This window comes from Bradyrhizobium sp. HKCCYLRH2047 (assembly GCF_051168175.1).
Lineage (GTDB): Bacteria > Pseudomonadota > Alphaproteobacteria > Rhizobiales > Xanthobacteraceae > Bradyrhizobium.
In genome coordinates, this window is record NZ_JBNPUM010000020.1 from 18,636 (window position 1) to 43,299 (window position 24,664).

The following is a 24,664-nucleotide window of genomic DNA, read 5'->3' on the forward strand; positions in this document are numbered from 1 at the left end:
TCCATGAGCATCAGAGCGCCAAGACGGCTCTTTCAAGCAGCCGCGGCGACGGTATCCGAACGCAATCAATTGGAATGGCTAAACTTTTCATTGGCGCCAAATTTGGCACAGGCATTGCTTACAATTTTACAAGTCAACGATGACTGCGGTTCGCTGGACTGTCGAGGCCGATGGGGCCTGATTATCCGGGACGGACGCGCGCACGCGACCGAGGTCTTCTCGGCGCGGTCGTCGTGACGCCCTTCCCGCATTCGACATCCGATCCGCCTGCCCGTGGCGATGTCCTTCGAGAGCCAGACCCTCTCGCAAGGCAGCTCGCAATCCATTCCCGAGAGCAAGCAAAGGACGTTTGAATGTCGTATCTCGCGCCTTCCGAATTCGTGACCAAGATGGTGGACGCAGGCGAGTCCAAGATCTTCATGTCCACCCGCGACACCGTCATCCGCGCCTACATGGCGGGCGCTATCCTGGCGCTCGCGGCCTGGTTTGCCGTCACGATCAATGTGAATACCGGCCAGCCGATCATCGGCGCCCTGTTGTTTCCGGTCGGCTTCTGCATGCTCTACCTGCTCGGCTTCGATCTCCTGACCGGCGTGTTCGTGCTGTCGCCGCTGGCGCTGATCGACAAGCGTCCGGGCGTGACCATCGCAGGCGTGCTGCGCAACTGGGGACTCGTCTTCATCGGCAATTTCGCCGGCGCGCTGACGGTGGCCTTCATGATGGCGTTCGTGACGACCTTCGGCTTCACGCAGGAGCCGGACAAGGTCGGCGCCGTCATCGGCAATATCGGTGAAGGCCGGACGCTCGGCTACGCGGCGCATGGCGCGGCCGGCATGGCGACGCTGTTCATCCGCGGCATGCTGTGCAACTGGATGGTCTCCACCGGCGTGGTCGGCGCGATGATCTCGACCACCGTGCCAGGCAAGGTGCTGGCGATGTGGATGCCGATCCTGGTCTTCTTCTACATGGTGTTCGAGCATTCGGTGGTGAACATGTTCCTGTTCCCGTCGGGGCTGATGCTCCATGCGAAGTTCTCGATCATGGACTATCTGATCTGGAACGAGATCCCGACCGTGCTCGGCAATCTCGTCGGCGGCCTCTCCTTTACCGGCCTCACGCTCTATGCCACCCATATCAGGACGCAGCCGAAGCGCGATGCCAAGGTCTCCGTTCGCGCAGCCGCCTGATTTCATTTTCCCTCGGGAGCCCGCCCGCGCTAAGGTCGGGCTCCCTCGCCTTCGCCCCACAGCCAAATGCCATTGCGGATCACAATCGGAGCGCATTCCGACAAAGGGCAGAAGCCGGGCAACCAGGACTTCCACGGCGCACTGATCCCCGATGAGCCTGCGCTCAGCCTGAAAGGCATCGCGGTCGCCATCGCCGATGGCATCAGCAGCAGCGAGGTCAGCCACATCGCGAGCGAGTCCGCGGTCAAGAGCTTCCTGACCGATTATTACTGCACGCCGGATGCCTGGTCGGTGAAGACGTCGGCGCGACGCGTGATCACGGCCGCCAACTCCTGGCTTCATGCCCAGACCAGAGCCAGCCAATACGCCTATGACCGCGACAAGGGTTACGTCTGCACGCTCAGCGCGATCGTGATCAAGGCGGCCACCGCGCATCTCTTCCATGTCGGCGACTGCCGCATCTCACGCCTCGCCGGCCATTCGCTCGAGCAGCTCACCGACGATCATCGCGTCGTCATCTCGTCGCAGCAGAGCTATCTGGGGCGTGCGCTCGGGGTCAATCCTCAGGTCGAAATCGACTACCAGGCTGTCAGGATCGAGCGCGGCGACATCTTCGTGCTCGCGACCGACGGCGTTCACGAGCATGTCGGCAAGCGTTTTGTCGCCAACGTGTTGAAAGAGAATTCCCACGACCTCGACCAGGCGGCCCGCATCATCGTCGCCGAGGCGCTGGCGCAGGGCAGCGCGGACAATCTCACGATCCAGATCGTGCGGATCGACGAGCTCGGTGTCGGCGACGCCGCCGAGATTCCGGTCCAGGCCGAGCAGCTGCCGCCGGCGCCGCTGCTGGACGCGCGGATGATCTTCGAGGGCTACCGGATCTTGCGCGAGATCCATTCCAGCAGCCGCAGCCACATCTATCTGGCGGTCGACGTCGAGACGGAGCTCCCCGTCGCCATCAAGGTGCCTTCGATCGACCTGCGCGGCGACCCGGCCTATTTGAAGCGTTTCCTGATGGAAGAGTGGATCGCGCGACGGATCGACAATCCGCACGTGCTGAAGGCCTTCCCATCGACGCGCCGCCGCGATCATCTCTACGTCGTCACCGAATTCGTCGAAGGCCAGACCCTGGCGCAATGGATGATCGACCATCCGAAAGCCGATCTCGATACTGTCAGAGACATCATCGAGCAGATCGCCAACGGACTGCAGGCGCTGCATCGCAAGGAAATGCTGCACCAGGATCTGCGGCCTGCAAACATCATGATCGACCGGACCCGGACGGTGAAGATCATCGATTTCGGATCGGTGCGCGTCAGCGGCGTGGTCGAGGCCGACCCGGCCGCCGACCACGACAGCATCCTCGGCACCCAGCAATATACGGCGCCGGAATATTTTCTCGGCGAGGGCGGCTCCGAATGGTCCGATCAGTTCTCGCTCGGCGTGATCGCCTACCAGATGCTGACAGGCCGGCTGCCCTATGGCGCGCAGATGGCGCGCGCGAGAACCCCGGCACAGTTTCGCAAGGTGCGCTATCAGCCGGCCTCGGGCGATGACCAAACCGTCCCGCTCTGGATCGACGGGGCACTTCGCCGCGCCGTCCATCCGGTCGCTGCCAAACGTTACGAGAGCCTCTCGGAATTCGTCTTCGACCTGCGGCACCCCAATCCGGCCTATGTCGGCGGCGACCGGACGCCGCTGATCGAGCGCAATCCGCTGCTGTTCTGGAAGGCAACGACGGCGCTGCTCGCGATCGCCGTCGTCATCCTGCTCGCGGCTCGCCACGGCGGCTGGTAGGCGGGACTGGCGCTCGCCGCAGGATCAGGCGGGTTCAGGCGCGATCGCGCCGAGCGGCCTCGGCGCCACGCCTGCTCCCGGCTTCATGCGGAAATCATAGCTCATCAAGTGCCACGGCCCGGCCGCCAGCTTGCCGTCCGGCATCACCGCATCGGTGCGCCGCTGCACCTGGGCGATGAGGTCGTCCTTGACGCCGAAGACGACGTCGCTGTCGAGATATTCGTCGCCGCCGACGAAGACGTGGGTGATCAGCGGCTCGTAATCCTTGGCGTCCACCAGGAAATGCACATGGGCCGGGCGCATCGGATGACGCTTCGTCTCGAGGATCATCCGTCCCACCGGACCGTCGGTCGGGATCGGATAGCTGCAGGGCAGGATGGTGCGGAAGAAAAAGCGACCATCCGCATCCGTGATGAAGCGCGCCCGCGACGACGGACCATCGCTTTCATAGGACGGCCGCTGCGAATCGTAGAAGCCCTCGTCGTCGGCATGCCAGACATCGACCGTGGCGCCCGCCAGCGGAGCACCCGACAGATCGGTCACCCGTCCCTGGACGAACATCTTCTCGCCCTTGAGATCCGCCGAGATGTCGGTGCCGTGGGGCGTCACCTTGTGCTCGCCGACGTAGAACGGACCGAGCACGGTCGTCTCCGTCGCCCCTGCCCGGTCGCGATGATTGATGGCGTCGACCAGCATCGACACGCCGAGCACGTCGGACAGCAGGATGAACTCCTGCCGGCTCGCGGTGCAGGTCTGGCCGGTGCGGGTCAGGAACTCGATTGCGGCCGCCCATTCGTCGAACGTGAGATTGGTCTTGCGGACATAGTCGTGCAGCGAGGCCACCAATTCCTGCATGAGGAATTTGACCCGTGGGTCGGGTGTCCCCTCGAAGCTCTTGACGACGGCATCCGTGAGCTCGGCTTCGTTGAATTGCGTCATGGGCGGTCCTCCTGCGGCGAAGGCTACATCAGCCCGACGGGCGCTGCCATTGGAAGCGCGGCGATTTTCCGCTATCACCCAGCTCCAGCTCCATCGCCTTCGCGCAAGCCGTCCGCGCGGGCCACGAAAACCGAACGACAGCGGAGACGCCGATGCTCGCCCCCACTCCCGCCTCGCCCGAAACCGTCGGCATGTCGCAAGCCGCGCTCGACCGCATCGATGCCCACCTGAAACGGCGCTATGTCGAGGCAGGCCGTTTTCCAGGCACGCAGTTGATGGTCTATCGCCGCGGCAAGATCGTGCACGCGAGCTCGCTCGGCTTTGCCGACGTCGAGCGCAAGGTCCCGGTCCGGGACGACACGATCTACCGCATCTATTCGATGACCAAGCCGATCACCTCGGTCGCCTTCATGATGCTGGTCGAGGAGGGCAAGGTTGCGCTCGACGAGCCGGTCGCGAAATACATTCCGGAGTGGAAGAATCTCGGCGTGTTCGTCGCCGGCACGGCACCGGCCTTCGTCAGCCGGCCCCCGGCGCGGCCGATGCTGATCGTCGACCTGCTGCGCCACACCTCGGGCCTCACTTATGGCTTCCAGCAGCGCTCGAACGTCGATGCCGCCTATCGCGACGCCAAGATCGGCGCGGTCGAAAAGGCCGGCACCCTGCAGTCGATGATCGATGACCTCGCGCGGATTCCGCTCGAGTTCTCGCCGGGCGAGGCCTGGAACTACTCGGTGTCCACCGACGTGGTCGGCTATCTCGTCGGCAAGATCGCCGACCAGCCGTTCGAGCAATTCCTGAAACAGCGCATCTTCGATCCGCTCGGCATGAGCGACACCGACTTCCACGTTCCCGCGGCGAAGGCGCACCGGCTGGCGGCGTGCTACTCGGCCGACGCCGGCGGCGCCTTGTCGTTTCACGCCGCCGATCGCAAGGGCGGCCTGACCTTGCAGGACGACCCGGCGACCAGCACCTTCCTCAACCCGCCCGACTTCATCTCCGGCGGCGGCGGCCTGTGCTCGACCACGGCCGACTATCTGACGTTCTGCCGCGCATTGCTCAATGGCGGCGAGCTCGGCGGCGTCAGGCTGCTCGGGCCGAAGACGCTGAAGCTGATGACCTCGAACCATCTGCCTGGCGGCGTCGACCTGCCGGCGCTGTCGCGCTCGATGTTCGCGGAAGCGGCCTATAACGGCATCGGCTTCGGTCTCGGCTTCTCGGTGACGATGGACCCGGCCAAGACGCTGATCCCCGGCAGCGCCGGCGAATATGCCTGGGGCGGCGCGGCCTCCACCGCGTTCTGGATCGACCCGGCCGAAGAGCTGATCACGATCTTCATGACCCAGGTGCTGCCCTCAAGCGCCTACCCGATCCGCCGCGAGCTGCGCACGATGGTGTACGCGGCCATCACCGAGAGCAACGTTTAGGAGAGGCGCTGTGGCGGCAAAGCCGCTCAGGGAACCGACGATCCCCGCGCATTGCGCTTGGCGCGCTTGCACCGCTCTCCTATGCTGACAACGATGTGAACGGCTGCAACCGCCAGGACCTTGCGGACGCAGCCGCTCCAGCCTGATATGCGCTCGCTGCATACATTCGCCTGCGCCCGACGCATCTCCCCAGCCGACGTCAGTCCCAACGGCAATCAGCAGCGCCAGCTCAAACGGGGCATCCGTGCCAAAACTCTCCCTGCCGATCCGGCTTGCTCTTCTGGTCGCAGGGACCACGCTGCCGCTCATCCTGTTCGCAGGCGGGATCGTCTTGCACAACTACATGCAGGACCGCAGCGACGCCCGCCAGCGCGTGCTGGAGACGGTGCGCAGCATCCGCCTGACGCTCGATGCCGAAATGCAGCGCATGACCGGCGGCGTCCAGGTGCTGGCGCTGACCGATGCGCTGACCACCGGCGATTTCGAACGCTTCCGGCCGATCGCGATGGGCTTCCTCGAGCAGTACGGCAAGAACGGCACGATCGTGGTCGCCGACCGCGAGGGACGCCAATTGTTCTCGTCGGCGACGCCGGATACGGCTCACCTGCCGCCGCGCAACAACCGCGAGATCACCCGCCGCGTGTTCGAGACCAGGCAGCCGCAATATTCCGACCTGTTCTACGGCGTCGTGAAGAAGAGCCTGATCGTCACCGTCGAGGTTCCCGTCTTTCGCGACGGCGAGGTCGTCTATGACATCTCGTTCAGCCCGCCGATCGAGATGTTCCAGACCATCCTGGAAAAGCAGCGGCCGAACCCGGACTGGACCCTGTCGCTGCTCGACCGCCAGGCGACCGTCTTCGCACGCGTGCCGAATCCGACGAAGACGATCGGCAAGCAGGCCTCGCCCTCGGTCTTCGATCGCATGCGCAGCGAGCAGGAGGCGACGCTGTCGAGCGTATCGCTCGAGGGTGTGCCGCTGCTGTCGAGCTTCACCCATTCCACCCTGACCGGATGGACCATCGGCGCCGGCATCGCTGAGGATTCGCTGGTGGCGCCGCTGTGGCGCAACCTCGCCGTTACCAGCCTGCTCGGCGGCATCATGCTGGCGATCGGCCTGGCCTTCGCGGTGCGGATGGCGACGACGATCGCGCGCGCAGAGATGCTGCACGATCTGCTGATCGAGGAGCTCAATCACCGGGTCAAGAACACGCTGGCGATCCTGCAGGCGATCGCGGTGCAGACCTTCCGCAGCGCCAGCCGCCATGAGCGCGAGAAGTTCGAGGGCCGGCTCGGCGCGCTCGCCGAGGCGCATAATCTGCTCAGCAAGGAGAAATGGCAGGGCTCCGAGCTGCAGGACGTGATCGAGCGCGTGCTCAAGCCCTATCGCCTCAACACGCCCGACCGCATCAGGATCTCCGGCCCGAAGGTGGCGCTGTCGCCGCGGCTCGCGGTCGTGCTGTCGATGATCGTGCACGAGATCGCAACCAACGCCGCCAAGTATGGCGCGCTCTCGAACGACACCGGCACGGTCGATCTGTCCTGGGAGCTGACGAGCGCGGCCGACGCCGCGAAGAAGCTGCCGGCACGGCTGCGGCTGGTGTGGCAGGAGACCGGCGGCCCGGTGGTCTCGGCGCCGATCCAGCGCGGCTTCGGCTCCCGCCTGATCGAGCGCAGCGCGCGCGATCAGCTCGGCGGCGAGGCCACGGTCGACTTCCTGCCGCCGGGCGTGGTCTACACCATCACCTGCAAGCTCGACGATTGAGCCGCGTCAGCCGAACCTCTGCAGCGCCGGGAACGTCTCGAGCAGCCAGATGCTGAAGGTCGAGACCGCGCCGGTAAGAAAGCCGATGCCGGTGGCGATCATCAGCACGCCCATCGCGCGCTCGATGTTCACGAGATGGCCACGCATGCGCATGAACAGCGCCGAGAACTGCTCGATCATGAACGCCGCGACCAGGAACGGAATGCCGAGGCCGGCGGAATAGACGGCAAGGAGCCCGGCGCCCTTGGCGACCGTCGTCTCCGCGGCTGCGATCGAGAGGATCGCAGCCAGGATCGGCCCGATGCACGGCGTCCAGCCGAAGGCGAAGGCGAGCCCCATGACATAGGCGCCCCACAGGCCGACCGGCTTGGGGATCGGCAGCCGCCCTTCGCGCATCAGGAACGCGATCCGGGTCAGGCCGAGGAAGTGCAGGCCCATCACGATGATGACGATGCCGGCGAGAATGGACAACTGCTCCGACCAGGCCCGGATCAGGCCGCCGATCAGCGAGGCGCTCGCCCCCAGCATGACGAACACGGTGGAGAAGCCCAGCACGAACAGTGCGGCCGAGATCATCACCGCGCGGCGCGACGCGGCCGGAGGCTCCTCGCTCTCGATGTGCTCGATCGTGGCGCCGGTGAGATAGACCAGATACGGAGGAACCAGCGGCAGCACGCAGGGCGAAAGAAAACTGACCAGGCCAGCAATGAACGCGGCCGGAATCGATACGTTCTGGATCATGCGAGTCCCGCGATACGCCCCTCCAGGCGCAAGCCGGGGCACGACGCTTCTTGCCGCCGATACGGGGAATACGCAACAGACGTGCCGAAGTTACGGCGCTCAACGATGATCACCGCCTGCAGGCCTTCGCGAGGATTGAGCCCGACGTCCCCGGATCGGAGCCTCGTCGGCAAAGTCCCGCCCGGATGCGGCACGTCCACCCGTTCCAACCGGCTCGTCCGCGAGCCGCTGCGCGCATCACCGCGGGATCACGACATATCACAAATGCGCTAAATGCACCTTTGTGCACACATCGAACTGTGCTATTTCACCACTCGAAGCAAAGGCTGCCTGCGCTGACCCGGCTGCAGCTTCGGATCGCGCAGCTTGTCGGGATTGTCAGCTTGAACCATTTCATCGCAGAGCGATCTCAGATCGTCCTCGCTCAGACGGTTCAGCTTCATACGCAGGTCGAGGATGGCAACCGAGACCAAATGTGCCGATTCGCGATTGCCCGTCGCCGCGAGCGTGGCGCGGCACTGCTCCAGGGATGCAAGCACTGCAAGCATTTGTTCGTCTGAATTGGCCACAGGCGTCGTTTCCGTTCTAGCGTGCGACGAGATGGAGCCGAGCAACTCCCGACTCGCGGATGGCTTCCAAATACGTCATGTCGTTGCTCCCCCGCGCTTTGCCCATGCGGCTCATCCGAGCCGCGCGCCCACCCCCTGGGACGGCACGACGACGTCCTGGCATGGCGCATGGTGAAGACACATCACCGCTCCCCGGCATTCGATGAGTTAGCGCCACGATCCGTTCATCAAGATAGCATGACAACGGACCATCTTCGAATACCATTTCATTGCAGTCGAGGCAAAAACCGTCGATCTTAGGTTCGACTCGCGCTAAGCGTGTCTCTGTCCTACATGATGTGTCAGACCGCGCGTCTGCTGGCGGTAAGACCATGCTGCAGAGAACTGAACGTGGCAGACTCATCGACCCTCGATCGCTCAACCAAATCATGGCACGAACGTGCCCTGCCCGTAATTTATCGGAATCACTCTAGCAGGCGGAGAGAGCTTGTATGCGCGTTGCGGCGGAACGGGGCGTTCCTCAGAAGGAACGCCAGGACCTAGCCGAGACCCCTGCGACGCTGGCGCCAGGGGAGCACGGCGACTCGTCTGCTGCGGCAGGATCGAGCCTTGAACTGAGCCGAGAGAGTGGCGGCGCCAAGGGCGCAACGGCGAGCAAGCCGGCAAAAACTGCGACGGGCCGGGCCGCCCCGGCCAAGTCGACCGTGAGCAAATCGGCGCTGGCAAGCCTCACCGACTGGGATGCAGCGCGGATCTTCCTCGAGGTTGTCAGGGCCGGCAGCTTCCGCTCCGCGGCAGAGCGGCTGACGCTCTCGATCAATGCCGTACGGCGACGCATCGATGATTTCGAGCGGCAGATCGGCGCGACGCTGTTCACACGCGACGTCCACGGCGCTCGGCTGACCGACGAAGGCGCACTGGTGGTCTCTGCCGTCGAACGCATGGAGGCCGCGTCATTCGAGCTGCTGCGCGCGGGCGATGGTCTCGCCGGCGCTGCGTCGGGCGAGGTCCGGGTCGCGGTGACCGAGGGGCTCGGCACGTTCTGGCTGGCGCCGCGGCTGGTCGAATTTCAGCAGAGCTTTCCCAACGTCATGGTCGACCTCTATTGCGCGATGCGCTCGGCCGACGTGTCACGCCACGAGGCCGACGTGGCCATCCATCTCTCCCGGCCGGCGGCGCTCGACGTCAAGCTGGTCCGGCTCGGCCGCATGCACCTGATGTGCTTTGCGAGCGAGAAATATTTGGAGATATTTGGCATCCCAAAGACGATTGACGATCTCGTCAAACATCGCTTGGTTCTGCAGGTGGCGGACGAAGCCGCCGCCAACGCCGCCTTCGCCACCATCTTTCCCGGTTTCGAGCAGCGGGACCTGATCGCGATGACCACCAATGTCTCGAGCGCCAATTACTGGGCCGTGGCGCACGGCGCCGGCATCGGGGTCTTCCCAACCTATGCGAGTGCCCTGGGCGGGAAGATCATACCACTTGAGGTTGACCTCAAGTGGTCCTACGACATCTGGCTGTCTTACCATGCCACCACCGGACGCATCCCTAGGGTGCGTCACATGATCGACTGGCTGGTCGAGGCCTTTAACCCTGGCAAATACCCGTGGTTTAAAGACGAATTCATTCATCCACAGCAACTTAAAACAGTATATATGGGTGAACCCCTGACCCATCTATTCGGGGGCTTTCCGATGGAAGGACGGTAAAATCAGTATGAACAAATCAGCGGCAAAGAAAATGAAGCAGCGCAGTGCGGGCAAGCCCGACATCGAGCTCGGCAAGCGGATTCGCCTCCGGCGTGTGGAGCAGAAGATCTCGCAGGCTGAACTCGGCGAGAAGCTCGGCGTGAGCTTCCAGCAGGTCCAGAAGTACGAGAAGGGCGTCAACCGGGTCGGCGCTGCGCGTCTGCAGCAGATCGCCACCGCGCTCGACGTGCCCGTGACGTTCTTCTACGACGGCGACAGCAAGGCGCGCGAGGTCGAGAGCCTCCTGTTCCTGGACTCAGCCTTCAGCCTGCGGTTGCTGCGCGCCTACAGCAAGATCAAGGACCAGACCGTACAACGTCAGCTGGTATCCTTGATGGAATCGATCGCAGCGAACGAAGAATAGGCAAGGCTGTCTGATCCGTCAGACAGATCTGCCCGTGATGGATATGGACCATCTTCGCTCGAGGGCGCAACTTGGGGGCGCCAGGCTTTGCCAGCTCGGGCGAGTTCACTGCCTCGGCTCGAGGCCGAGTGATCGGCGCGGCCGGCACACCGGCCCTTCTCGTCCGCCCAGCGATCGCTGCGCGGTCTGAGGCTCCGTCGCCCTTGTATTCTCGTGCTCTCTGCCGTCATAGGAAGTGGCGGCATGGCGGCGTTTCGGTCCCGTCGGCCGACGCTGATCATGAACGCTGCGCGTCCTCTCCTGGGCCACCCGTGCACAGGTCGAGAGCATCGGCTCCGACGTCCTCTTGCCTGCCCATCGTGGCCTGAACTCACATTGACGCCGTCACCGGCGCGGTGAACGATGCCGGCCGCCTTGCCCTCCCTGCCGACGGACCCTCATGCCGACCATCTCCGAGCTCCCCACCACCTTCGCCGAGGGCAAGATCCTCATGACCAGAGCGAGCGACGGCGTCGGCATCATCACCTTCAACAACCCGGATAAGCGCAATGCGATGTCGCTGGAGATGTGGGAGGGGCTCGGCCAGGCCCTGGTCGCGCTGCGCGACGATGACGCGATCCGGGTCGTGGTGCTGACCGGCGCCGGCGGCAAGGCCTTCGTGTCCGGTGCCGACATCAGCCAGTTCGAGCAGAGCCGCCACAACGCCGCGGCCTCGGAGGCCTATGCCGAGCGCAGCGCCGCCCAGCGGGCGCTGCTCGCCGGCTACCCGAAGCCGACGATCGCCTGCGTCAGCGGCTTCTGCCTCGGCGGCGGCCTGCAGATCGCGATGCTGACCGACATGCGCTTCGCCGCCGCGGACAGCCAGTTCGGCATCCCCGCCGCCAGGCTCGGCATCGCCTATGGCTATGACGGCCTGCGCAACCTGGTGTCACTGGTCGGCCCGTCGCAGGCGCGGCTGCTGCTCTATACGGGCCTGCGGGTCGATGCCGCGGAGGCGCTGCGCATCGGCCTCATCGATCGGATGATCCCCAACGACGAGCTGCTGCCGGCGACGCTGGAGATCGCCCGCACCATCGCCGGCAATGCGCCGCTGGCGGTCAAGGCTGCCAAGATCACCATCGCCGAAGTGCTGAAGGACGAAAGCCGGCGCGACATGGAAGCCATCAAGCGGATCGGCGACGCCTGCATGGATTCGGAGGATTTCCGCGAGGGCCGCCGCGCCTTCATGGAGAAGCGCAAGCCGGCCTTCAAGGGACGTTAGAGCGCCTCCAGCACCGCCTTGGTCACGTCAATCGTGCCGGCCTTGCCGCCGAACTCGAACGGCTTGAGGCCGGAGGCATAGACCCGGTCGACGGCCAGCTCGATCCGCTGCGCCGCTTCGGCTGCGCCCTCGATGCCATGCGTGTCCGCCAGCCAGTCCAGCATCATCGCGGCCGAGAGGATCATCGCGGTCGGATTGGCCTTGCCCTGCCCCATGATGTCGGGCGCGGTGCCGTGGCAGGGCTGGAACACGGCGTGGCGGTCGCCGATGTCGGCCGACGGCGCCATGCCCATGCCGCCGACGAGACCGGCGGCGAGATCGGACAGGATGTCGCCGAACATGTTCTCGGTGACCAGGACGTCGAAATCCCACGGGCGCTTCACCAGCATGAGCGCGCAGGCATCGATGTAGAGGCGGTCCGTCTTCACGTCCGGATGAAGTTGAGCGACCTCGTCGAAGATCTTGCGAAAGTAGGCGAAGGCCTTGAAGACGTTGGCCTTGTCGACGCAGGCCAAAGTTCCCGAGCGGCCGCGCGCGCGGCGCCGGGCGGCGAGCTTGAAGGAGAAGTTGAACAGCCGCTCGGATGTCTTGCGGGTAATGACGAGGGTCTCGCGCGCCTCCTCATGTGTCACCACACCTTTGCCCATCGAGGCGAACAGGCCTTCGGTGGACTCGCGGATGACGACGAAGTCGATCCCGTGCTCGGCGGCACCAACGATCGGACTCGGCACGCCCGGGATCAGCCGCGCCGGCCGCACGCCGGCATAAAGGTCGAAATGGAAGCGCAGCTCGATCTGCGGCGCGATCTCGGTGTTGTCGGGATAGCGCACCGAGGGCAGCCCGCAGGCGCCGAGCAGGATCGCGTCCGCCTCTTCGCACAGCCGGATCGTGCTGTCGGCGATCGAGACGCCGGTTGCGAGATAGTTGTTGGCGCCGGCCTGGGCCTCGGTGAAGCGGAACGACAGGCCGGCCTTGGCCTCGACCTTGCGCAGCACCTCGAGCGCGGGCGCCATGACTTCAGGACCGATGCCGTCGCCGGGGAGGACTGCGATGTGGAGTGAATTGGTCGAGGGCATGGGCGACGCTTTCGAGGACGACATCAATGAGCCGTCATGCCCGGGCTTGACCCGGGCATCCACGACTTTCTAACGCCGCGGCGCCAAAGACGTGGATGGCCGGGTCAAGCCCGGCCATGACGAGCGGACGGAGTTGCGATTTACGGCGTCAGCACCGCACGGCCGACCAGCTGACCCTTTTGCAGATCGTGCAAGGCATCGTTGGCCTTGGACAACGGCATCGGCGTCACCGGGATCGGGGCGATGTGCTTGGCGCGGACGAGATCGAGCAGCTCCTTGGTCTCGCGGAGATTACCGACATAGCTGCCCTGGATGGTGACCGCCTTGATCGGAATGAGTGGCAGCGCCCACGGCGCGCCGCCGCCGAACAGGCCGACGATGACGAGCTTGCCGCCCTTGGTCAGGCAATCGAAGCCGAGCTGCGCGGTGGCGGCATTGCCGACCAGGTCGATGACGGCGCGGATCGGCTCGCCTGCGGCCTTGTTCAGTTGCTCCAGCGCATCCGGCGCCTTGCCGTCGACCGCCGCCAGCGCCCCGGCCGCCAGCGCCGCCTCGCGCTTGCGCGCGTCGATGTCGACCACGATCGCGCCCTTGCCGCCCATGGCCTTCAACAGCGACAGCGCCATCAGCCCGAGGCCGCCGGCGCCGAAGATCACGATCGGCGTGTCGAAGTCCTTCTCGACCTTCTTGAGCGCGCTGTAGGTCGTGACGCCCGAGCAGGCGTAGGGCGCGGTCGTCACCGGATCGAGGCCCTTGAGGTCGATCAGGTGGCGCGGATGCGGCACGGTCATGTGGTCCGCATAGCCGCCGTCGCAATAGACGCCGAGCGAGGCCGGCTTCAGGCACATGTTCTCGTCACCGGCGAGACAGGTGGCGCACTTGCCGCAGCCGATCCAGGGATAGACCAGCACGACGTCGCCGGCCTTCAGCCCGCCCTTCTCCGCCTCCGTGACCTCCGGCCCGAACGCCACGATCTCACCGGCGCTCTCATGGCCCATGGTCCGCGGCAGCGACACGCCGCGATCCTTGAGGGACAGCGGCTTGCGGCCGTGCCCGAGGTCGTAGCCGCCCTCCCAGATGTGCAGGTCGCTGTGGCAGACGCCGGCTGCCTTCACCTTGATCAGCACCTGCTTGCCGAACGGCTGCGGCGTCGGCTCGTCGACCTCGGTCAGCGGCGCATTGAAATCGGTGACCTTGAAGCTCTTCATGCTTTCACTCCCGTCGTCCGGCGCGGCCAGGACCGGACGGCGCATCGACGGGACGAGCGGCGCGGCTGCGCGCGGCAACGGCGCCTTTGGACCTCCTCCCGGCATGAGCGCGTCCGGCTGGTCCGGACTGTTCTTGCGATGTCGCGACATTGGCTGGAAACGCGTGGAGCGGCAAGGCTGCGCGCAGCATGTGCGGTCATGGCAGCCCTGCAGCGTTTTGCCTCAGCGAGCTCAAGGTTTTGCAGCGTCGCTGACGCCAGCCTCGCGCAGGATGCCCTCGGTGTGCTCTCCGAGGCTCGCGGCCCGGGGGCCGGCCGCAACTTTCGCCTCCGACATCCGGAACGGCAGGTTGACGACCTTGAAGTTGCCGGCTGCATCCTCCACATCGGCCAGCGCGCCGCGATGCGCGATCTGCGGATCAGCCAGCGCATCGGCCACGCTGCGGTAGGCCGAGCTGGGTACGCCGCCCGCGTTCAAGGCCTCCAGGCATTGGGCGACGTCGAGCCGGCGCGACCAGGCTTCGACGCCATCCATCAGCGCCCCCCAGTTTGCCCGCCGGTCGGAATATTTTGCGAATCTGGGATCATCGACCCAGTCCGGATGGCCGATCACGGTCATCAGGTTCTGGAAGGTCTTCTCGCTGGCGATGGCGATCATCACATAGCCGTCGCGACACTCCGCCGGGCCGAAGGTCGGCCGCGACGGCTGCGCGACGGGAAATTGCGACCATTGGATCTCGTTGAGCGTCAGGCTCAGCATCGATTCCAGCATCGAGCAGTCGATGTGCTGGCCGCGCCCGCTGCGCTCGCGCTGATACAGAGCGGAGGCGATGGCGCCGAACGCGTAGGTCCCGGTGACGACGTCGGCATGATAGATGCCGCAATAATCGGGCCGGCTGCGCCCCGGCTGGTAGGCGAGATGCGCCATGTCGTAGCCCGAAGCCGCATGGATCACCGGGGCATAGGCCGGGAGTTCCGCCGATGGGCCGGTCTGGCCGTAACCCGAGATCGAGCAGTAGATCAGCCGCGGGTTCAGCGCGCTCAAGGCCGCATAGTCCAGCCCGAGCCGCTGCATCACCCCGGGGCGGAAGTTCTCGACCAGGATATCGGCCGATGCGACCAGCCGGCACACCGCGGCGACACCGTCGCGCGACTTGAGGTCGAGCACGACGCTCTTCTTGCCGACGTTGAGCTGACCGAAAGCGGTAGAGCAGCCATGACGCATCGGAGGCCGGGTGCGCATGGTTTCACCTTCGACTGACTCGATCTTGATCACCTCCGCTCCCATATCGGCAAGCATGCGGGCACAGTGCGGGCCGGCGATGGTGGTCGAGAAGTCGAGGACACGCAGACCCTCGAAACATCCTGTCAAACGGCTCTCATCGTTTCCCACTAGACTCACCCTGGCAGCTCCCTGGTTTGAACTCTTCTCGCTCGGCACCGAGGCCGAGGCTCCGCTTTGCCGTCGCCGATTCACAAAGCGTAAGCCATCGATCGTCGTGCAGGTCGTTTCTAGATCGAACCATTCGATGTCGAAAGCGTTTGGCCTTTCGCCGCAATGCGGCAACGCTTTTCTTCATGACTGAATTTGGACCTTTTCTTGCATAGGACGAACATGGGGCTTGATCGAGGACATCTCTTGCGGGTTCTGTTCGTTACGACCGAAATGGACGATTTCGTCCGGGTGGGCGGACTGGCTGCCGTTTCGGCGGCACTTCCCCGGGCACTGCGCTCACATACCGACGTCAGGATCATGCTGCCCGGCTACCGGGACGTGATCGAGCAACTCACCCGCATCGAGATCGTCGGCCAATGTGCGCCTCTGGCAGAGATGCCGGGCTGCGCACTGGGACGGTCGTCGACCCGCGATGGCCTGCCGGTCTACGTCCTGCTCTGCGACGAGCTTTATGACCGGCCGGGCAACCCCTATGGCGACGAGAACGGGCAGGACTGGGCGGACAACGACATCCGTTTCGGCCGTCTCGCCGCCGCCGCCGCCGAGCTCGCAGCGGGCACGCTGGACAGGAACTGGGCAGCCGATCTGGTCCACGCCAATGATTGGCAGGCCGCATTGGTGCCGGCCTATCTGGCGTGGCGCGGGGTCGACGTGCCGTCGATCCTGACCATCCACAACCTCGCCTATCAGGGCCTGTTCCCGCGGGAGTCGCTGCGCCGGATCGGCGCTCCGGAATCCTCGTTCCACATCGACGGTCTGGAGTTCTACGACAAACTGTCCTTTCTCAAGGGCGGTCTGGTCTATGCGTCGCATCTCACCACGGTCAGCTCGACCTATGCCCAGGAGATCACGACGCCCGAGCTCGGCTGCGGGCTGGAGGGCCTGCTCCGGCAGCGCTCCAATGCCCATGAGCTGACCGGCATTCTCAACGGCATCGACGAGAGCTGGGATCCCCGCTACTGCCAGAAGCTGGCGCAGCCCTTCGCCGCGGGCGACTGGAAGGGCAAGAAGGCCAACGCCGACTACGTCCGCAAGCAGTTCGGGCTGGCCGTGTCGCGCGGTCCGATGTTCGGCATCGTCGCGCGCCTCGTTCATCAGAAGGGCATCGACCTGGTGCTGGAAGCCGCCGATGAGATCGTCGGCGCCGGCGGCCAGATCGTGGTCACCGGCACCGGCGAGCCGGCCATCGAGCGCGCCCTGATGGAGGCCCACCGCCGCCGGCCGGACGCGATCGGGGTCGCCATCGGCTTCAACGATGCGCAGGCGCGGCGCATCTTCGCCGGCAGCGACTTCACCCTGATGCCGTCGCGCTTCGAGCCATGCGGCCTGAGCCAGATGTATGCCCAGCGCTTCGGCTCGCTGCCGATCGGTCACCAGACCGGCGGCCTCGCCGAGACCATCACAGATGGCGAGACCGGATTCCTGTTCGAGAAGCCGTCGGCGGAATCCTTCCTCGGCGGGGTGAAGCGCGCGTTTTCAGCGTTCACCAGCACCGAACGGCTGAACGAGATGCGGCTGTCGGCGATGGCACGCTCATTCAGTTGGAACCTGTCGGCCGCCTGCTACAACGCGCTGTACCGGAAGATGCTGGCGTCTTAAGCCGGGACCGGCTGTCGTAGCCCGCATGAGCGGAGCGACATGCGGGATGATTTCAACGTTCGGAGCAGACCCCGGATATCGCTGCGCTCATCGAGGCTACGGCCAAATAACAAAAGCCCGGACATCGTCCGGGCTTTTTCATGGGCGCTTGAAAGGCTGGCTTCTTACGCCGCCCGGACCGCTTCCAGGAAGCTGCCGACCTCCCGCTTGAGGCGGTTGGAATCTCCAGCCAGCGACTTGGCCGACGACAGCACCTCGGCGGAGGCCGAGCCGGTCTGCGAGGCGCCGCGCTGCACGTCCGTGATGTTGGACGAGACCTGCTGGGTGCCGTGGGCCGCCTGCTGCACGTTGCGCGAGATTTCCTGCGTTGCCGCGCCCTGCTCTTCGACCGCCGCCGCAATGGCTGCTCCGATCTCGGCGAGCCGCTCGATCGTCGAGCTGATCGCCTGGATCGAATTCACCGATTCCTGCGTCGCGGCCTGCACGCCCGAGATCTGCTGTGAGATCTCCTCGGTCGCCTTCGCCGTCTGTTCCGCGAGCGCCTTCACCTCGGTCGCGACCACCGCGAAACCGCGGCCGGCGTCGCCGGCGCGCGCCGCCTCGATGGTGGCGTTGAGTGCGAGGAGATTGGTCTGTCCGGCAATGCTGTTGATGAGCTCGACGACGTCGCCGATGCGGGCTGCGGCCTGCGACAACTCGGCGACGCGCCCATTGGTCTGGCGCACCTGCTGCACGGCGTCGCCGGCCATGCGGGCCGACGCCTGGACCTGACGGCTGATCTCGGTCACCGACGAGGAGAGCTCCTCGGTGGCGGAGGCGACCGACTGAACGTTGGCGGACGCTTCCTCCGACGCAGCCGCCACCACCGTGCTGAGCTCCTGCGAGCGGCTAGCGGTGTTTGTCAGCATATCCGCCGACGTTTCGAGGCCCGAGGCCGCCGACGACACGGTGTTGACGATGTCGGCGATCGTCGACTCGAAGTTGCGCGTCAGCGCATCCAGCCGCCGGGCCCGATCGATCTGCGCCTGCGCGTCGCGCTGCGCGGCCTCGTCCGAAGCCTTCTTGGCGATCAGCGCGTCCTTGAAGATCTTCAGGGCGCGCGCCATCGCGCCGATCTCGTCCTTGCGGGACTCGTTGGGAATGTCGGCGCTCAGCTCGCCATTGGCGAGGCGCAGGGTCACGCCGGTCAGTCCGACCAGCGGGCCGATGACGCCGCGGACGACACCGATGACCACGGCGACCGACACGATCGCCACCAGCAGCAGAACGCCGAGCGCGATGAACAGCCGCAGCCGCGCCGCGCCGATCGCCTGATCGATGGCCTGATGCGCGGACTTCAGCGCCGCATCGCGCAGCACGATGACGTTGTTCAGCATCGGCGTGGTCCAGCGGCCCCACTCCTCAGCCGTGACCGGCGACGGCTGTCCGTCGCGCCCCGCCGCGACGATCTGACGGTAGCGCTGTTCGCCAGCACCCATCAGGGTCGTGCGCACATGCTCCAGCGCGGCGGACACCTCCGGCGTATTGCGAACGCTGCGCGCCGCGAGCTCGATCTGCTGCCACAGCAGGGTCACCTGTCCGCTCTGCTCGGTCACCTCGGCAAGACGCGCCGGGGTCCAGCTGACGTTCTGGATGAAGAAGCGCAGCACGGCGGAGCGCGCGCCGTTGATCGTGCGCATCGATTGCGACAGTTGCGCAAGCTGGGCCGAAGGCAACAGGTTCTCGACCTCGCCGCCGGCCCCCGACAGCTCGATCGCGGTCTCGTCGATGGCGGCATTCAGGGACTCGGCCGCCCGACCGAGGCCATCCGTGGTCGTCGCCTGGATGTTCGCCGGACGTTGCGCGGCCGGAAGCGGTACAGCGTTGCGCGCCGCCGAACGGACGCCACGCAGTGTCGTCGCTGCGGCATCGATGTTGGTGGTCGGCAGGCCTGCAACCTGCGCGGCGGTCTTGGCCCGTGCCAGCGACTCGTCCGTCGTGGCGATGGCCTTGTCGAGCTTGGCGACATCATCCGCCGAGGCGGACCCGGCCGCCGCGAGCAGATTCCACTGGCCGCGCTCGAGCGGGATCTGCGCATTGACCTTCAGTGCCAGCTCGAAGGCGTCCAGAACCTGCTCCGCCCGCTCGCGCTTGCGCAAGTCGCCCCACCCGCTCCATGCGAGCGCAAAGGCGAAGGCCATCGCGAAGAAGCCGGTCAGCAGATTGCCGGCAAGAATTTTCCATTTGAGACTGACCGCACCGGTCTCCGGCTTGATCGTCTCATTCTGCAGCACCGCGCGCTCGGACATCGGCCGTTCCCAATCAAGTATCGCTGCCCGGCCGGTCACGCTCGCATCGACCGATACGCGCTGGCGCAGCGGCCTCCGGCGACGTCCCCGTGCGGTCGGCAAACAAGAATCGCGGCGATGCTGCCGCGCCATAATGATTAACAACGAATGGCGACTAATCCCTTAAACCGAGCCGATCCGAGCGGTATCGGAATGCCGAGATACCGCACCAATCGGATCGACTCGGCTCATCGGCCTCTCTACTCCGCAGCCGCTGCGAGCGTCACCGAGGGATCGTGCAACACCACGCCGGAGAGCGGATCGTGCTCGCCCGACCAGGGCCTGCGATGCAGGACCGATCGCGTGTGCTGATAGCCCGCAGTCCAGCGCGCGATGATGCCTCGCTCGGTGAAATCGATATCCTTGGTATGGCTCTCGCGAGCGAGTTGCGGGGCCAGCAGCCGGACGACATGCATCCGCGTCTGGCAACCGTGACTGACAAGATCGCGGATCGCCGGATCATTGCGGGCCGACTCCGGCAAATGAACCGCAAGCTGATTGATGATATGCCGCAGCCGATGCGTCTGCTGCTGGCGCGCGATATGGCTCGAGATTCGGCTCGAATATTGCGCGTCCTTGTGCCGGTTGAACACCTCCGCCATGGTCGTCGGCTCGGCTCCCTCGGGATTCCACAGATGCACGGCGAAGATCAGCGAGTCCTTTCGCGGATTGTCGTCGAACACGACCTCGGTCGGCGTGTTCGACAGGATGCCGCCGTCCCAATACAGTTCGCCATCGATGCGAACTGCCGGAAACGCGGGAGGCAGCGCGCCCGACGCCAGGATGTGGCGGACATCCAGCACCTCGTTGCGGCTGTCGAAATAGCGCATCCGGCTCGTCCTGACGTGCGCCGCCCCGACCGTGAGGCGTAGACCGCCACTGTTGAGACGATCGAAGTCGACGAGTTCCTGCAGCGTTTCGCGCAGCGGAGCGGTCGAATAGTAGCCGGCCTGCTCGGCACCGAGCGGGTAGGACTCCCCGGCATGCGCCAGGGCGTTGGGACGGAAGAAGCCCGGAATCCCATGCGTCACGGTCGTCCAATAGGACAGCCGCTCGTTGAAATCCGGAAAGGCGGTGCGAACCGTCCAGGCGGGCGGGCGGTGCATCCGCTTCCAGAACTCCCGCAGCCGCGTCATGCGCTCCTGCACCGGGCTGCCGGCGATGAGAGCGGCATTGATGGCGCCAATCGATGTCCCGATCACCCAGTCCGGCTCCAGACCAGCCTCGTGCAGCGCCTGATAGACGCCGGCCTGGTATGAACCGAGCGCACCACCGCCCTGCAGGACGAGAACCACCTGCCCGGGCAGCCTGCCGCGATCGATCATCGCGCACATCGTGTCGTCGACGTCGGCCATGTCTCCCTCCTCATGTCTCCCTCCTGATGCATTGTCCTGTTCGCAGTTTTCCCGTCGCTGTTACATCGCCCAACCGTCAATGTGCGGTCCAACCACCATCGACCGGCAGGGCAACCCCGGTGATCGATGCGGCGGCATCGCTGGCGAGAAAGACGGCGAGCGCACCGATCTCCTCCACCGTTGCAAAGCGCTTGTTCGGCTGTTGCGCCAGCAGGACATCGCGGATGACCTGATCGCGGGAGATGCCGTGCGCCCTGGCCTGTCCGTCGATCTGCGCCTCGACCAGCGGCGTGTAGACGTAGCCTGGACAGATCGCATTGCAGGTGATGCCGATCTCGGCCGCCTCCAGCGCCGCGACCTTGGTCAGGCCGATGATGCCGTGCTTGGCAGCGACATAGGCCGATTTGAACGGCGACGCGACGAGGCCGTGCGCGGAGGCTATGTTGATGATGCGACCGAAGCCATTCCGCCGCATCGACGGCAGCGCCAGCCGCATCGTGTGGAACGCCGACGAGAGATTGATGGCAACGATGGCGTCCCACTTTTCGACGGGAAACTGCTCGAGCGGCGCGACGTGTTGGATGCCCGCGTTGTTGACCAGGATGTCGATACGGCCAAATTCCTGCAGGGTGTCCGCCATCATGCATGCGATCGCTTCCGGCTGCGTCATGTCGGCCGCAGCATAGCCGGTGCGAACACCGAACTCCGCAGCGATCTGCGACCTGATGCGGCCGATCTCCTCGGGAGCTCCGAAGCCGTTCAGCATGACGTGCGCCCCGGCACCGGCAAGTGCCTGCGCAATCCCCAGACCGATGCCGCTGGTCGAGCCGGTGATCACCGCCACCCTGCCGGAGAGCGGAGGTAACGTGGATTTGGTTTTCAGTGAATCTCCAGCCATGGCGTCGCTTTCGTCCCGAGCAGTTGAGCCCCGTGCCTGCACAAATTGCCGGGCCGCCATGACCAATGGAAATGCCGTTTGGCTCGCCACACGATAGGTGCTCGCTATCGCAATCGCTGGTGCCAAGCCTCGCTTGGTAGGATATTGCACCCGGGGACGTCGGCCCGATCGAACGGAGCACCTCGATGGAAATGCATCAGGTTCGGTATTTTCTTGCCGTTGCCCGGTTGCTGCACTTCACGCGCGCGGCCGAGGAATGCAACGTGACGCAGCCGTCGCTGACGCGTGCGATCAAGCAGCTCGAAGCCGAGCTCGGCGGCGACTTGTTCCGGCGTGAGCGGCCGGCCGCGCAACTCACCGAGCTCGGCCAGCGCATGCATCCACTGCTGAAACAATGCTACGAGGCTGCCGTCGGCGCGCGAACCCTCGCCTCGTCCTTCAAGAGCGGAGAGCTCGGCACGCTCCGCATCGCGCTCGCCGACTCGGTCGACCTTGCGCTGCTGATTCCGCTGCTCGATCAGCTGCAGCGCCAGTTCAACCAGCTCGAGCTCAGGTTTCTACGCGGCAGCAGCCGCATGATCGCAGAGCATCTGAAGAACGGCGAAGCGGAGCTCGGCATCGCCTCGGAGATCGACGAGACCTGGGATCGGCTGGATGTCTGGCCTCTCTTCACGGAGGACTTCGCGCTCGCCGTGAGCAGCCGGCACCGGCTGGCCGGGCAGGATCCGATCGCGATCGATGATCTGGGCGGTGACGCGTTGCTGTGCCGCAACTATTGCGAACATGCGGACAGGTTGCGCACGCTGCTCCGCGAACGCGGCGTCGACCTCGGACGAACTCATGATGTCCACTCCGAACGCGACCTGATCGCGCTGATGGAAGCCGGAGTCGGCATCGGTGTGGTGCCGCAAACGACCACGCTGCCGGAGACCCTGCACCGGGCCACCGTCGACGGACTCGACGTGCGGCGCACCGTTCATCTCTACGGCGTTGCTGGCCGTGAACGCACGGCGGTTGCCTCGACCGTGATGCGCATGCTGCGCGGCAGGAACTGGCAGGAATGGCTCGCTCAGCTGTCCTGAGCTGCGGCCTGGCGAAGCGCTTCGACCAGATCGTCGATCTCCATCCGCTTGCGGAAATCAGGATCGACGAAGCGCGCTTTCACGAGGCCGTCACGCCCGACCACGAAGGCCGCCGGAATGGGCAACACCCAGCCGTCATTGCCGTGGAAGCTCGCCAGGTCCTGGTGCGCCAGTAGTTGCTGGATCTCACGACCAAGCCAGATCGCGAGGTTGAGCGACAAGGCATAGCCGTTGTCGAGATCAGTCAACACAGGGAAGGTGGCGCCGGCGTCCGATTTGAACTGCTGCGTGAACGCCTGCAGCTCCGGCATGATCGCGACGATCGCGCCGCCCGCGGCGTCGATGCGCTCCTGCGCCTTGATCACCGCGCGAACGTTGAGCCGGCAATAGGGGCACCAATGGCCGCGGAAGAACATCACGGCGACCGGCCCTCGGACGAGGCAGGATTGCAGGCTCACCAGCCGACCAGCCTCATCGGGCAGGACGAATGGCGGCATCGTCTCACCGGGCCGCGGCGCAGTCTCGCCGCCGCCGTTTTCTCCGAGCCGAGCGACCAGGCGGTCGACGGCGGATGCGTAGGCCGGAAAGATCTCGCGACCCGCAGCGGCATAGGCCTCGAGCTGCTGCCGCAGGGTGCCCTGCATCTCCCTGCATTGCAGGAAGGCCTGTCTGAGCCGCTCGGCATCCGCGGGTGAAAGCACTGTCATGAGCTGCTCCGGCAGGTTCAGGACCCCAACCATGATAGTTTCCCGGGCAAGCCGACCACAAGGGCGGCCTGCCCGGCTGTCGCGCTCAGGGCCGGTAGAAATTGCCGGTGGGATCGAGCATGCCGGACGCGGAATAGAGCTGCCCGTCGCTCATGAAGAACACGGTGTTGTTCGGCACCTTCCTGGCGTGGCGCATCATGGCCCGATGATTGGCGTCGCCGGTAGCCATCGTCATCATGCTCGTCTTGCCGGCGCTGTAGACATAGGCCATGCCGGGCGCGAGATCGAGGCCGCCTTGCGCGATGGCTGCGGTGGCAGAGACCGCGACGACGGCCGCGGCGATCAAGGTCTTGGACAGGCGGGTCATGGATATCTCCTCCTCATGAATGCTGTCGCCCGTCATCGGGCGTTCGCATTACAAGCGCGACCTGCTCTGCTTGAGAAATGCCGTTGTCCAATCGCGAGGATAGCGTCCGCCTATCGATAGCGGCGGTCTATCGGCTCCAGAGAAAGGATGCATTTCCATCATGTCCTCTGCTCCCCGATGGTGCGCCTCGCGATGCCCGCTCGGCGCGGGCCGCTGTTCCATCAGAGGAGACAATGACATGTTGATGCAGATCGCAGCTATACGCGCGCGCCGCCTGAGCGCTGCTTTCGTCCTGGCCGTTGCTGCGACGGTGATCGCGGCGTCCGGCGCCCGCGCCGGCGAGTGTCCGGCCGACAAGATCAAGGCCGGCGCGCGTGAGAAAGCCGACGTCAAGGCGGTCGGCGTTACCGACGTCACGCTTGGCGCGATCGATCTCGCCAAGCAGCCCGCCAATATCAAGGACCGCGAGTTGCGCTTCCGCAAGCTGACCATCGCGCCCGGCGGCATCGTGCCGTGGCACAGCCATGACGATCGCCCGGCGCTGATCTTCGTTCAGCAGGGCGAGATCGTCGAATATGCCAGCAACTGCGCCGAGCCGATCCTGCACAAGGCCGGCGATCTGAGAGCCGAGGTGTTCGGCACGTCGCATTGGTGGAAGAACGACGGCAAGGAGACGGTCATCCTCTATGTCGGCGACGTTCGCAAGGATCCGCACGATCACAACATGTAGATCGCGCGCCTCCGCCGGCCGCCTTCGGATCGCCCCCTTCAGGCAGGCGATCCGGATACGGC

Annotated in this window: 21 protein-coding genes; 10 read left to right on the forward strand and 11 right to left on the reverse strand. The window is 65.2% G+C overall.

Annotated elements, in window-relative coordinates:
- The first annotated feature begins 353 nt into the window (after window positions 1-353).
- Window positions 354-1,187 (forward strand): formate/nitrite transporter family protein, encoded by an 834-nt coding sequence (locus tag ACQR1D_RS30190; RefSeq protein ID WP_316183509.1) that lies wholly within the window; start codon window positions 354-356, stop codon window positions 1,185-1,187.
- Window positions 1,188-1,253: 66 nt separating this feature from the next.
- Entirely contained in the window at window positions 1,254-2,984 is a 1,731-nt protein-coding gene (locus ACQR1D_RS30195) for a protein kinase domain-containing protein (protein ID WP_434839707.1), read from the forward strand.
- 24 nt (window positions 2,985-3,008) lie between these two features.
- Here ACQR1D_RS30195 and ACQR1D_RS30200 read toward each other — a convergent pair whose 3' ends face one another.
- Window positions 3,009-3,923 (reverse strand): intradiol ring-cleavage dioxygenase, encoded by a 915-nt coding sequence (locus ACQR1D_RS30200; protein ID WP_434839708.1) that lies wholly within the window; start codon window positions 3,921-3,923, stop codon window positions 3,009-3,011.
- 152 nt (window positions 3,924-4,075) lie between these two features.
- On the opposite strand from ACQR1D_RS30200, the gene ACQR1D_RS30205 reads away from it, so the two are divergent.
- Together ACQR1D_RS30205 and ACQR1D_RS30210 are read left to right on the forward strand one after the other, a co-directional pair.
- Window positions 4,076-5,350 carry a serine hydrolase domain-containing protein gene (locus ACQR1D_RS30205; RefSeq protein ID WP_315802518.1) on the forward strand — a complete coding sequence of 425 codons (1,275 nt, stop codon included), beginning with the start codon at window positions 4,076-4,078 and terminating at the stop codon, window positions 5,348-5,350.
- 244 nt (window positions 5,351-5,594) lie between these two features.
- A complete protein-coding gene (locus ACQR1D_RS30210; RefSeq protein ID WP_315802517.1) occupies window positions 5,595-7,112 on the forward strand; it encodes an HWE histidine kinase domain-containing protein in 1,518 nt (505 codons plus the stop codon).
- 6 nt (window positions 7,113-7,118) lie between these two features.
- On the opposite strand, the gene ACQR1D_RS30215 is transcribed toward ACQR1D_RS30210, so the two are convergent.
- Complete coding sequence (locus ACQR1D_RS30215; protein WP_315802516.1) at window positions 7,119-7,853, reverse strand: cytochrome c biogenesis CcdA family protein; 735 nt, start codon at window positions 7,851-7,853, stop codon at window positions 7,119-7,121.
- A 302-nt stretch (window positions 7,854-8,155) separates the two neighbouring features.
- The gene (locus tag ACQR1D_RS30220; RefSeq protein ID WP_315802553.1) at window positions 8,156-8,401 is read right to left on the reverse strand and encodes a hypothetical protein; all 246 of its coding nucleotides are present in this window, start codon (window positions 8,399-8,401) and stop codon (window positions 8,156-8,158) included.
- Window positions 8,402-8,913: 512 nt separating this feature from the next.
- On the opposite strand from ACQR1D_RS30220, the gene ACQR1D_RS30225 reads away from it, so the two are divergent.
- The 3 genes from ACQR1D_RS30225 to ACQR1D_RS30235 all read left to right on the forward strand — a co-directional run bounded on the left by ACQR1D_RS30225 (window position 8,914) and on the right by ACQR1D_RS30235 (window position 11,798).
- Window positions 8,914-10,134, forward strand: coding sequence for a LysR family transcriptional regulator (locus tag ACQR1D_RS30225; protein WP_434839709.1), 1,221 nt, complete (start codon window positions 8,914-8,916; stop codon window positions 10,132-10,134).
- A gap of 7 nt (window positions 10,135-10,141) precedes the next feature.
- Complete coding sequence (locus ACQR1D_RS30230) at window positions 10,142-10,537, forward strand: helix-turn-helix domain-containing protein (protein ID WP_015668220.1); 396 nt, start codon at window positions 10,142-10,144, stop codon at window positions 10,535-10,537.
- Between the two features lie 439 nt (window positions 10,538-10,976).
- The gene (locus ACQR1D_RS30235; RefSeq protein ID WP_316183504.1) at window positions 10,977-11,798 is read left to right on the forward strand and encodes an enoyl-CoA hydratase; all 822 of its coding nucleotides are present in this window, start codon (window positions 10,977-10,979) and stop codon (window positions 11,796-11,798) included.
- Here ACQR1D_RS30235 and ACQR1D_RS30240 read toward each other — a convergent pair.
- The 3 genes from ACQR1D_RS30240 to ACQR1D_RS30250 all read right to left on the reverse strand — a co-directional run bounded on the left by ACQR1D_RS30240 (window position 11,795) and on the right by ACQR1D_RS30250 (window position 15,381).
- Entirely contained in the window at window positions 11,795-12,874 is a 1,080-nt protein-coding gene (locus ACQR1D_RS30240; protein ID WP_316218375.1) for an isocitrate/isopropylmalate dehydrogenase family protein, read from the reverse strand. The two genes, ACQR1D_RS30235 and ACQR1D_RS30240, sit on opposite strands and share 4 nt — an antisense overlap.
- Before the next feature lie 140 nt (window positions 12,875-13,014).
- Complete coding sequence (locus tag ACQR1D_RS30245) at window positions 13,015-14,082, reverse strand: alcohol dehydrogenase (protein WP_315802512.1); 1,068 nt, start codon at window positions 14,080-14,082, stop codon at window positions 13,015-13,017.
- A 231-nt stretch (window positions 14,083-14,313) separates the two neighbouring features.
- Window positions 14,314-15,381, reverse strand: a complete 1,068-nt coding sequence (locus ACQR1D_RS30250; protein WP_434839813.1) for a CaiB/BaiF CoA transferase family protein — start codon at window positions 15,379-15,381, stop codon at window positions 14,314-14,316.
- Window positions 15,382-15,720: 339 nt separating this feature from the next.
- On the opposite strand from ACQR1D_RS30250, the gene glgA reads away from it, so the two are divergent.
- Window positions 15,721-17,136: a glycogen synthase GlgA gene (gene glgA / locus ACQR1D_RS30255; RefSeq protein WP_434839710.1), complete on the forward strand. Its 1,416-nt coding sequence runs from the start codon at window positions 15,721-15,723 to the stop codon at window positions 17,134-17,136.
- 164 nt (window positions 17,137-17,300) lie between these two features.
- On the opposite strand, the gene ACQR1D_RS30260 is transcribed toward glgA, so the two are convergent.
- The 3 genes from ACQR1D_RS30260 to ACQR1D_RS30270 form a co-directional block, all read right to left on the reverse strand.
- Window positions 17,301-19,424, reverse strand: coding sequence for a methyl-accepting chemotaxis protein (locus ACQR1D_RS30260; protein ID WP_434894250.1), 2,124 nt, complete (start codon window positions 19,422-19,424; stop codon window positions 17,301-17,303).
- Between the two features lie 239 nt (window positions 19,425-19,663).
- Window positions 19,664-20,818: a patatin-like phospholipase family protein gene (locus ACQR1D_RS30265; protein WP_434894251.1), complete on the reverse strand. Its 1,155-nt coding sequence runs from the start codon at window positions 20,816-20,818 to the stop codon at window positions 19,664-19,666.
- A gap of 76 nt (window positions 20,819-20,894) precedes the next feature.
- The gene (locus ACQR1D_RS30270; protein ID WP_434894252.1) at window positions 20,895-21,716 is read right to left on the reverse strand and encodes a 3-hydroxybutyrate dehydrogenase; all 822 of its coding nucleotides are present in this window, start codon (window positions 21,714-21,716) and stop codon (window positions 20,895-20,897) included.
- A gap of 185 nt (window positions 21,717-21,901) precedes the next feature.
- On the opposite strand from ACQR1D_RS30270, the gene ACQR1D_RS30275 reads away from it, so the two are divergent.
- The gene (locus ACQR1D_RS30275) at window positions 21,902-22,798 is read left to right on the forward strand and encodes a LysR substrate-binding domain-containing protein (RefSeq protein WP_434894253.1); all 897 of its coding nucleotides are present in this window, start codon (window positions 21,902-21,904) and stop codon (window positions 22,796-22,798) included.
- Here the strand turns inward: ACQR1D_RS30275 and ACQR1D_RS30280 are convergent.
- Complete coding sequence (locus ACQR1D_RS30280) at window positions 22,786-23,505, reverse strand: peroxiredoxin-like family protein (protein WP_434894254.1); 720 nt, start codon at window positions 23,503-23,505, stop codon at window positions 22,786-22,788. The two genes, ACQR1D_RS30275 and ACQR1D_RS30280, sit on opposite strands and share 13 nt — an antisense overlap.
- An 85-nt stretch (window positions 23,506-23,590) precedes the next feature.
- Window positions 23,591-23,872: a hypothetical protein gene (locus ACQR1D_RS30285; RefSeq protein ID WP_316183496.1), complete on the reverse strand. Its 282-nt coding sequence runs from the start codon at window positions 23,870-23,872 to the stop codon at window positions 23,591-23,593.
- Window positions 23,873-24,116: 244 nt separating this feature from the next.
- Here ACQR1D_RS30285 and ACQR1D_RS30290 point away from each other — a divergent pair, with 244 nt between their 5' ends.
- A complete protein-coding gene (locus tag ACQR1D_RS30290; RefSeq protein ID WP_434894259.1) occupies window positions 24,117-24,602 on the forward strand; it encodes a cupin domain-containing protein in 486 nt (161 codons plus the stop codon).
- Window positions 24,603-24,664: the final 62 nt, after the last annotated feature.